We start from the raw sequence: 8,094 nt of genomic DNA, 5'->3' as shown, positions 1-8,094 counted from the left end.
GTAGCCGCAGCCACCATGCGAAGTGGATGGGGCGCTGCGGCAGATCACGGCGGAGCTGGGCGCCCCCTACCCTCGCGGACACCCCTTCCACGCCCCATCCGGGGCGGCCGTCAACGGCCCGTCCCCAGGCGCTCACGGTCACCGTCGCAAGGGTCACCGCCACGGCGGTCACGCTCGCCTAATGACGTAATCACTACAAATAAGGAAAGACCAGGAATGTGAAAAGCATTCAACTTTGGCCTAAACGTAAGGATTTCCTCGATGGAGCATTAGTCAGGTGGTGCGTTTCCGCAGGTCAAAGTAGTTGCTGTTGAAACGCCAGGGAGGACCGGTAGACTGAATAAACGACGAAAGGCCCCAGCATTGCGGGCTGGGGCCTTAGTCGTAAGGCCGGACCTCCAAGAGAGACCCACGCGCTTAGTACACGCTAAATGGTTGCACGTTTAGAGTACGCGGCGCGCTGGCTCATGCGCAACACGGATAGCCCGTGACCTGCGCTTCTTGGAGTCCGGCCAGTAAGGTTCCCCCTACTGGTTAGGAGTTCAGGTGTTCGATAGAACGCCGTCCGGTCCACCCTCGGACCTGCCCGCCGCCCCCACGTACGTCATCGCCGTGATCCCGCTCACGGCCCTGCAGAACGTCACCACTCCCGCGTCACCACCCCCCGACGAGGGGTTCCGCATCTCGCCGCAGGCCCTTCGCACCCTCGCGAAGTGCGCCTTCGGCATCGTGGCACTCTGGGCCGCCGTCGAGATCGTCAAGCTGGGGGTTGACCCCACGGTCCTTGGCCCCATCCTGAAGGTCATCAAGCTCTGACCCGAGGAACCTGCATCGTCTAGCGCTGACGGCCCCCCACCCAGGGCGGCCGTCAGCGGCACGTCACGCCAATCCGGCACTCTGCTCGGTCTGGGCCAGGAAGTCGTTCAGGCTGATGGCCTCGACGGCGGGCCCGTACGGCGGGTGGCCGAGCTGGTCGCGCACCGCGCGGCGGCCGAGCCAACCCAGATACCAGCGGGCCACGAGGGGCCCCAGGATGCCGTGTTCGTTGTCGAGGAACACCGTGGCGCCGCCCCGCCCGCTTACCGCGAACTCGACGCCCCAGTGCGGCGTCAGCCGCACCTCGCCGTACTGGTCGGTGGACACGTCCAGGGTGCACCGCGCCCACCATGCCCGGTCCGGGCTCCAGTGCCCGCCGAACGACCAGGCGACGACACTGATCAGGTGCTGGTCGGGGTCGGGCTCGGACCACAAGTTGATGTTGCCGTCCCGCCGGGCCAGCAGGCTTTGCACGCCCGCGTGCAGCCGCCGGCCGACGCCTCCGGCGCGGTCGGCCAGGAGCTCAACGACGGCGCCCGGGTCGAGTTCCCAGCGTTCCGGTTCGAGCTGGTACCAGACGTCGTTGAGGTCCACCGTGCCGCCGTCCGCGACGTCGTGCAGGAGCGGCCACGCCTGGCGGCGGTCGGCTTCCCGGCGGGCGGCTTCGGCTGCTTCCTGGTCGAGCTGGGCGCGTTCCTCGGTGGTGACCGGCTGGCCGAGGAGGTTCCGCTCCCAGGCAGGCAAGGGGTCGGGGTCGGGGGTGTCGCTCATCGTGGGCCTCCAGGTGGCGGGGGCGGCTGTTCCGCCCCTCTCACCCTCTACTGATGGACGAACCGGCCGTCCCTCCCCCGACCTGCACGGTCTACGTGCGGATGCCGAGTTCGTGTTCCAGCTCGGCGATCCGCGCGTCCCGCTCGGCGAGACGCCGCTCACGCTCGGCCAGGCGCTGCCGGATCTCGTGGTCGGTCGCGGGCAGCCGGCCGGTGACCAGCACGCCCAGCCAGACGAGCGGCCACACCGCGCCGACCACGAAACCGAACATGCGGGCCATGAACCCGTCGAACCGGTCGCCTTGGTCGACCAGGTCGCTGTTGCGGATATAGGTGGCCGTCTTCCTCGCGGTGATGGCCATGGCCGCGAGGTAGCCGAGGGGGATCAGCCAGTCGCTCACTTGTCGTCGGCCGCCTTCTGCCCGGCCTGCCACGTGGCCCTGTCCACGCTGCCTGTGACTAGCAGCCCGGCCTTGGCCTGAAGCTTCTTGGTCGCGGCCGTGGAGTCCGCGCCGTAGAGGCCGTCCACGTCGACGTCGTAGCCGAGCTCATCGAGGAGGCCCTGCCACGCCTCGACGTCGGCGCCCTTCATGTACGGCTTGCCCTTGACGTAGACGAGCGTCCGCGACCAGGCGGCGGGCTTGACGGGCTTGCCGTCGACCTCGGCCTTGACGAGGGCGAGGAACTTGTCCCACGGGAAGCCGTTGCCGGGGTCGGTGTGCGAGCCGGTGCCCGGGTAGGCGCGGGTGACGTCGACGTGGGCGCAGAATCCCTTCTGGCCGGCGCGCACCTGGGCGGGGGTGAGGTGCCGGACGGGGATGTCGTACTTCTTGACCCACGCCGCGGCGACCTTGGCGGCCTGCTTCATGGTGCCGAGGCTGGCGGCGTCGAGCCAGTCGGCGCGCTTCTGCCGGGCGTAGCCGGCCATCTCGATGTGGAGGCCGTCCGCGTTGGCGTTCGGCGCGGCCCACGCGGTGTCGTCGTCGTCCACGCACCGCACCGCCGAGTTGGGGTCGACGCACACGTGCGCGCTCGTCTTGGGGCTGCTGGTGGCGAACCAGCGGGCGACGTTCTCGGCGGTCTCGGGCTTCTCCGGGGCCTCCATGGAGTGCATGACGATCAGCCGGATAGGACGGCGTACGCGGCCCTGATGGTAGTAGCGGGCCTGGATCTTCTGCATCGCTCCCCCGTTGCGCGGGTCGGTGGGTTGGTCGCCGGGGAGGATGCCGGGTTGAGGCCTTAACGTCGCGTCGGGCTGGTCGTGCGCTCGCAGCTACGACGCACGAGCAGAAGTCGAGCGCTCTTGCAGGGCGCACCGTACGATTGCTGCATGGGGGGACGAGCACGGCGCCGGCACGGGAACGGCTCGCGCCGTCCTAGCCGTACTGCTGTGCTGCTCTCTGGTGGCACCATGCTGTGCAGCATCGCATCCAACTTCGGCGAGATGCCCGAGCTGCACCAGATCGTGTTCGGGGTGTTGGCTGTCGCTGGCGCCGTCGCAGCGATTTGCGACGGCCGTGGCGGATTCCCTCAAAAAAAACGATCTTTCCATCTCGCCGATGAGGTCTCCACCGCCGCGTACCGCTAGCAGCAGTCGGCTTCTCACCTCCTAGTGGAGATAGGCCAAGAGGGCGCCGCCTGATCGGCAGGCGCCCCTTGTGCGCTGGTTTAGTAGGGCCGATTGGCGAGTTCGGCCTTGGAGGTGAGGCGGGCGTGCCCGATCACGGTGAGGCCGCGCTGTCCGGCTTCGGCCTCCAGCTCGGCCAGGCCCTTGTCGGTGTAGACGTGGCCGAACACCTCAAACGCCTTGGTGGCCGGGTCCTGGACGATAAACGACCTGCTTGCCCTTGCTCATTGGGCGGTCTCCTTGGATGGGGCCCGCCCGGGTAGGGCGGGCGGGCGAGGTTAGCAAAGGTTGCTGGAGCCGCCACGGGTGTAGAGGGCCATGGCCTGGTCGAGCGCGGTTTTCTGGTCGGGGGTCAAGACGCCGTTGTCGTCGCCGTGCAGGTCCCACAGGATCGCGGCGGCGGTGCCGAGCGCGGTGAGGTCGAGCATGGGCGACCCAGGCATGCCATGCTCGTCGACGTCGGCGAGGAGCTGGGCGGCGTCGTTGACGACGTGGGTTTCGTAGTCGGTGAGGACGCTGCGCCGGTCGCCGTAGGTGCCGTACAGGTCGATGGCGGCGCGGCCGAGGGCGCGCATCCAGGACGGGGATCGGTAGGCGATGAACGGCGGGCTGGGCTCGGACTCTTCCTCACCCCAGGTGTCGGCGAGGGCGTTGGCGAGGAACGTGGGCACGTCGTGGTTGTCGTCGGCGAGCGCGTCGAGCAGGTCGCCTAGGAGCTGCTCGGCGGCCTGGGCGCGGCCGTACGGGGTGAGGAGGCTGGAGACGGGGCGGCCGGTCTGGCGGGCGTAGGCGCGGAGCATGGCGCGGCCGATCCGGACGGGCTCGTCGCCGGCCTCGGTGGTGTGCTCGGTGGTCATGGGGTTCGTCCTTCGGGGTGGGCCCGCCCCCGGTCGGGGCGGGCGCAGGGGCTACTTGTGGTCGCGGTTGAGGAGGGCCTGGCCGAGGGCGTTGCGCTCCTCGGCGGCCTGGCGGGCGGGGTCCCACGCGGGGACGTCGATGGTGATGACGGTGCGGCAGTCGAGGCACACGTACAGGGCGTCGAGGTCGGTACCGGCGGGGAGGCTGGCCAGGCCGGGTTCGTTGGGCAGGTACTCGAAGCCGGAGCCGTGCGGGTCGTTGTTGCAGGGGGCGGCGCACCGCAGCCAGTCGTAGCGGTCGATCACGGGCGTCGGGTAGCTGGTGCGCTCGTTCCAGGCGGCAACACGGCGGGGGGTGACGATGTCAGTCACGGGTTCTCCAGGAGGGTGGCGGCCCGCCCACGGGCGGGCCGGGCGGGTCAGCGGTCGAGGTGGCTGTCGATGTCGGGCTCCCACGCCTCCGTGGGGTCGGCGGTGAAGTCCCTGCACTTGGGGCAGGTGTTGCAGTTCGTGCAGGCGGTGACGGTGCCGCACTGGGCGCACTCCTGCTCGGTGTGCGCGGTGTCGGCTCGGCAGGCCGCGCAGTGTTCGAGGTCCTCGGCGTCGTCTTGCAGGGTCGGCTCGGCGGTGGTGGTCAAGAGGTGGTGCCTTTCCGGGCGTGATGGTCGAGGAGTAGCGGCCCGCCCTCGCGCGGGGCGGGCCGGGGCTGGTCAGCGGGTGAGTGCGGCCAGGAACTCGGTGAGGATGGGCACGGCGGTGATCGCGTCGCGCCGGGGGCCGCTCTCGATGGCGGGCCTGTCGGAGAAGACGGGGGCGGTAGCGGTCTCCACGACGGTGGCGGGGGCGGGCGGCTCGATTTCCTGGGAGGAGCGGCAGTAGAGGTAGGGGTCGCAGTCCTCACCGGCTTCCGCGCCGCACATCTCGCAGGGCATGAGGTCGGGGTAGGCGTCGGCGTACTCCTCGGCCGCCTTGGTGAGGATGCGGGCGAAGTTGGGGTGCTCGTAGCCGCCCTGGTAGATGGGGGCGGTCAGCCAGCCGTGCAGGGCCTTGATGGACACCATGGGGGCCAGGTGGGCGGGGAAGCCCGCGACGATGGCGGCGGCGATGATGTGGGGGTCGCTGAGCTGGTCGAGCCAGGCGGCGACGGTGCGGCGCAGGGCCGTGACCTCGGGCAGGCGCTCGGTGGGGAGGCTGGCCAGGGTGGCGGCCTCCCGGTAGGCGTCGGCGGCCTGGGCGGCGAGGTGGATCATCTGGCTGTAGCGGGCGGGGACGGCCGGGATCGCCTCGGCGCGGGCCTTGTAGTCGTGGCCGGTGAGGTAGCGGGACGTGATCTCGGCGAGGCTCGTCATGGTGCTGATCTCCTGGGGTTGGGCTGGTGTTTCGGGGTGAGGCCGGGATTCGCAGCTCCCGGCCTCACGTTGAAAAGTGTAGGGCATCTTTATTTGCCGGGCAAGTGGGTACGCCCACGAGATCCGCTCGCATCGCCGTCGAGCCGGGGGCAACTCGCCGGCCTTCTGGTCGGCGGGCCCGCACAGTGCGGGCCCGCCGAGGGGCTACCAGGTGATGGCCTCAGGCCGATCGCGGAGGGTGTGGATCGCGTGGGACACGTCCACGCGGCCGTGGCCGAGCTGGTCGGCGAGGGCGTTCACGGCGCGCTCCAGGCGGGCGTACGCGGTGCGCACGAACGGGGCGGCGGCGTGGACGTGGACCAGGCGGCGGACGCGCGCCACGGCGGCCGTGACGGGCGCGTCGGTGTCGAGCACGCGCCCGACGAGCACGTCGGCGCGCAGGCACCGGCCGCGCGGGTCGTCGTGCTGGAGGCCGGCGGGGATGCCGTAGTCGCGGGCGGCCTGGGCGAGGCACGGGTGGAGGGTGAGGTGCGGCCAGCGGATGGTCAGGGTGGTGAGGTCGGTGACGTGGCCGGTCCAGTCGCCGGGCTCCCCGGGGCGGCCGGGGGTGAAGGAGCCGGCGGCTTCGCATTCGAGGCTGTGCGCGCGGGGGGCGGGCGAGGTGGGGCCGAGGACGATGGCGATCAGGGCGGGGGCGGACGGGGCTTCGGTGGTCATGCGGGGCCTTCCTGGGGCTTGTGCGGGGGTGGGGCGGGCCGTCGCAGCGGCCCGCCCGGTGCGGGGTGTGGGGGTCAGGATGCGGGGGCGGCGGCCAGGCTCGGCTGCCAGGTGGGGCGGGTGGCCTCGGCGAGCGCCCAGTAGGCGGCCGGTGCCCACGGCGCGCGGCCGGGAGCGGCGTCCTGCCAGCGGGAGACCGGGGCCGTGCCGTCGAGGCCGTGGATCTTGAAGCCGTCGAGCGTCCAGCCGGTGGCGCTGGTCCAGTTCCAGTAGATGTCCACGCGGTTGGGCTTGTACGGCTTGCCGTGGTGGCGGGGGATCGGGTCGGCGTCGGCGATGGAGACGTTCAGCTCGACGCTGGTGTCCTGGGTGGGGGAGATCTTGAAGCTCACGTCGCGGTGTCCTTGTCTCGGGAGGGCCCGCCCTCGGGGCGGGGCGGGCCGGGGGGGTGGGCTAGCGGCTCTTGGGGGCGTTGGCGATGCCGAGGAAGATGCGGCCCTGGAGGACGACCCATGCCCGGTCGTAGGCGGTGTCCGCCCACGTGCGGCTGATCCAGTCGATCGCGTCGAGCCAGCGCTCGGAGCGGCCGGCGGTGCCCAGCGCGCAGAGCTGCGCCCAGGCGACTTCCCAGTCCTTGGCCTTGATCGGACCGTCGTCGATGAGCTTGAGGGCGGCCAGGCGGCCCGCCGCGTTGGTGGGGCGGGCGGGCGGCGCGTACGGGAGTTCCCACGCGGGCGTGGTCTCGCAGTCGTGGGTGAAGTAGCGGCGGTTGTTCTTGACCTGGTCGGGCTCGACGGCGACGTGGCAGGCGGGGCAGAGGGCGGCGAGGACGTAGGACACGGGACTCTCCTGGCGAGGTTGGGCGGCTGGTGGGGGCCCGCCCCGGGCGGGGCGGGCCGGTGGGCGGCTACTGGACGGCGGAGAGGGTGCGGATGGCCGCGTCGGCGCCGTGGCGCTCGATCAGGGTCGGCAGGTAGTCCTGCCCCTTGCGGTCGCCCTCGGTGTAGTCCCAGATGACGCGGGCGGTGCCGTACTCGGGACGGTAGGAGCCGTCCGGGAGCAGCGTGTAGATGTTGCCCTGCCCCATCGGGGCTTCCTGGTCGAGGATGCGCTCGGCGAGGGCGTGGTTCACGTCGCTCATGGCGGTGAGGAGGGTGATCGCGCCGTGCTGCGTGTACTCGCCGGTGGCGATGACGACGTGCAGGTCCTGGGCGAGCTGGCGGAGCTGGGCGCGGTTGAGCATGTGGGCCTCCTGGGGCTGGGTGGGATGTGAGCCCGGGGGTCGCAGCTCCCCGTGCTCACACTTAAAAGTGTAGGGCATCTTTATTTCATGGGCAAGCGGGTGGGGCGGATCAAGGTGGGCGCTCACCGCGCCCCCGTGGGCCTGGGTTGGCCGGGGCGGTTCTCGGGACATGCCATCACCCGCCGCCCCTCCCGGCTTGCCTGCTCACAGGAGGTGCGTCACGTCCTTCTCACAGCAGTCCGTGACGACCGCGCCCCTGCTGTCCCCCAACGTGGTCACGGGCGGGTCGGTCTTGCCGCAGGCCGGGCAGGCGTCCAGGTAGCCGGTCCCGGGCTCGCGCGCCGCCTCGGCGGCGTCCTCGGCGGCGTCGAGCACGTCGAGCAGGGCGTGATCGGCCGCGACGGACACGCGGTACGGGAGGAAGAACCCATGCTGGTCGCGCAGCACGGTGTCGCGCCGCTTCTTGAGACGGACGTTCAGGCCCGCGTCCCGCAGGCGGGCGGCGATCATGTGCGCGTCGCCACGGTGGCGGTAGTCGCCGGGCGTCAGGGCGCGGGCCGTGATGACGCCGTTGGGGTGCTGGGCGTAGATGACGTACCGGGGGCCGGCGAAGGCGGGCAGCGGGTCCCCGCGCCGGTCGGTGCCCGGTCGCCACGCGTTTTCGTCGGCGACGACGTGGACGCCCCACAGGTGGGTGAACCCGGACTCGTGCTCG

General features: G+C 71.0%; 15 protein-coding genes. 2 read left to right on the top strand and 13 right to left on the bottom strand.

Translation table 11 applies throughout. The features are described from left to right. Positions 1-546 precede the first annotated feature (546 nt). On the top strand, positions 547-816 hold the full coding sequence (locus tag ACWCSD_RS42370) for a hypothetical protein (RefSeq protein WP_449923538.1): 270 nt from the start codon (positions 547-549) through the stop codon (positions 814-816). Between the two features lie 63 nt (positions 817-879). Here the strand turns inward: ACWCSD_RS42370 and ACWCSD_RS42365 are convergent, their stop codons facing one another. The 3 genes from ACWCSD_RS42365 to ACWCSD_RS42355 all read right to left on the bottom strand — a co-directional run bounded on the left by ACWCSD_RS42365 (position 880) and on the right by ACWCSD_RS42355 (position 2,766). Beyond that, entirely contained in the window at positions 880-1,587 is a 708-nt protein-coding gene (locus ACWCSD_RS42365; RefSeq protein ID WP_449923535.1) for a hypothetical protein, read from the bottom strand. Positions 1,588-1,678: 91 nt separating this feature from the next. Further along, the gene (locus tag ACWCSD_RS42360; RefSeq protein ID WP_449923532.1) at positions 1,679-1,987 is read right to left on the bottom strand and encodes a hypothetical protein; all 309 of its coding nucleotides are present in this window, start codon (positions 1,985-1,987) and stop codon (positions 1,679-1,681) included. After that, positions 1,984-2,766, bottom strand: coding sequence for a peptidoglycan recognition protein family protein (locus tag ACWCSD_RS42355; RefSeq protein WP_449923529.1), 783 nt, complete (start codon positions 2,764-2,766; stop codon positions 1,984-1,986). The genes ACWCSD_RS42360 and ACWCSD_RS42355 overlap by 4 nt, the downstream gene beginning before the upstream one ends. A gap of 231 nt (positions 2,767-2,997) precedes the next feature. Between ACWCSD_RS42355 and ACWCSD_RS42350 the strand changes: the two genes are divergently transcribed. After that, positions 2,998-3,174: a hypothetical protein gene (locus ACWCSD_RS42350; RefSeq protein WP_449923526.1), complete on the top strand. Its 177-nt coding sequence runs from the start codon at positions 2,998-3,000 to the stop codon at positions 3,172-3,174. Positions 3,175-3,254: 80 nt separating this feature from the next. Here the strand turns inward: ACWCSD_RS42350 and ACWCSD_RS42345 are convergent, their stop codons facing one another. From ACWCSD_RS42345 to ACWCSD_RS42300, 10 genes are all read right to left on the bottom strand, one after another. Then, positions 3,255-3,383, bottom strand: coding sequence for a hypothetical protein (locus ACWCSD_RS42345; RefSeq protein ID WP_449923523.1), 129 nt, complete (start codon positions 3,381-3,383; stop codon positions 3,255-3,257). Positions 3,384-3,491: 108 nt separating this feature from the next. Continuing rightward, positions 3,492-4,070, bottom strand: coding sequence for a hypothetical protein (locus tag ACWCSD_RS42340; RefSeq protein WP_449923520.1), 579 nt, complete (start codon positions 4,068-4,070; stop codon positions 3,492-3,494). 51 nt (positions 4,071-4,121) lie between these two features. After that, positions 4,122-4,442, bottom strand: a complete 321-nt coding sequence (locus ACWCSD_RS42335) for a hypothetical protein (protein WP_449923517.1) — start codon at positions 4,440-4,442, stop codon at positions 4,122-4,124. 47 nt (positions 4,443-4,489) lie between these two features. Beyond that, complete coding sequence (locus tag ACWCSD_RS42330; protein WP_449923514.1) at positions 4,490-4,708, bottom strand: hypothetical protein; 219 nt, start codon at positions 4,706-4,708, stop codon at positions 4,490-4,492. A 72-nt stretch (positions 4,709-4,780) separates the two neighbouring features. Then, complete coding sequence (locus ACWCSD_RS42325; RefSeq protein ID WP_449923511.1) at positions 4,781-5,419, bottom strand: hypothetical protein; 639 nt, start codon at positions 5,417-5,419, stop codon at positions 4,781-4,783. 204 nt (positions 5,420-5,623) lie between these two features. Beyond that, complete coding sequence (locus ACWCSD_RS42320) at positions 5,624-6,136, bottom strand: hypothetical protein (RefSeq protein WP_449923508.1); 513 nt, start codon at positions 6,134-6,136, stop codon at positions 5,624-5,626. A gap of 74 nt (positions 6,137-6,210) precedes the next feature. Further along, positions 6,211-6,528 carry a hypothetical protein gene (locus tag ACWCSD_RS42315; RefSeq protein WP_449923505.1) on the bottom strand — a complete coding sequence of 106 codons (318 nt, stop codon included), beginning with the start codon at positions 6,526-6,528 and terminating at the stop codon, positions 6,211-6,213. Positions 6,529-6,589: 61 nt separating this feature from the next. Next, the gene (locus ACWCSD_RS42310) at positions 6,590-6,976 is read right to left on the bottom strand and encodes a hypothetical protein (protein WP_449923502.1); all 387 of its coding nucleotides are present in this window, start codon (positions 6,974-6,976) and stop codon (positions 6,590-6,592) included. Positions 6,977-7,043: 67 nt separating this feature from the next. Beyond that, complete coding sequence (locus ACWCSD_RS42305; RefSeq protein WP_449923499.1) at positions 7,044-7,379, bottom strand: hypothetical protein; 336 nt, start codon at positions 7,377-7,379, stop codon at positions 7,044-7,046. Between the two features lie 204 nt (positions 7,380-7,583). Then, positions 7,584-8,094: hypothetical protein (locus tag ACWCSD_RS42300; protein ID WP_449923496.1), on the bottom strand; the 511-nt coding region annotated here is incomplete at its 5' end.

Source organism: Nonomuraea sp. NPDC001684 (assembly GCF_053596515.1).
The sequence above is the reverse complement of the archived record's forward strand: the minus strand, read 5'-3'. Positions and strand labels throughout refer to the sequence as shown.